The organism is Arthrobacter sp. Dra40, from assembly GCF_059091905.1.
This window is the reverse complement of record NZ_JBNHHB010000572.1, coordinates 1-421: the sequence shown is the minus strand read 5'-3', so window position 1 is coordinate 421 and position 421 is coordinate 1. Positions and strand designations below refer to the sequence as shown.

At 62.9% G+C, this 421-nt stretch carries 1 protein-coding gene; it reads right to left on the bottom strand.

Annotated elements, in window-relative coordinates; all coding sequences use genetic code 11:
• The coding region (locus AC5RWT_RS38045) for an RNA polymerase-binding protein RbpA (protein ID WP_494084714.1) at window positions 1–242 on the bottom strand (242 nt) is incomplete at its 3' end.
• Between the last annotated feature and the right edge of the window lie 179 nt (window positions 243–421).

The window sequence follows — 421 nt, the reverse complement described above, 5'->3', positions numbered from 1 at the left end:
TGCGTGCGCACGGGCTTGGCATTCGGGTCCACGGGGCGTTCGCCGTTGACGAGGAGTGCTTCCTTGCCGGACTTGGAAACCCATACCGGAGGGATCTCTGCTTCGGCAGCAAAGGTCACGAACACCTGCTCGCCGTCCTCGCAGCGGTACTCAACGCGCTGGCGCGGAGCCGGCTCCACACCGGATTCGGTCTCCATACTCTGCGCTCCGAGGCGCATGCCCCGCAGGCTACGATCGCTCATGATCTCTCCCTCTTGTCTTGTGGCGGACCCGGTGACGACACGCGGTTCCGCAATGGCTCGCTAACACCCTCAACGTCGGCGGGCGGCCGTCTGTTCCCGGCCGTGAATGATAACGCCAATCTGCGCTGCGTCAAGGATGGTTGTAAGCGGCAACTTCCCGGCAAACAACCCATTGTAGT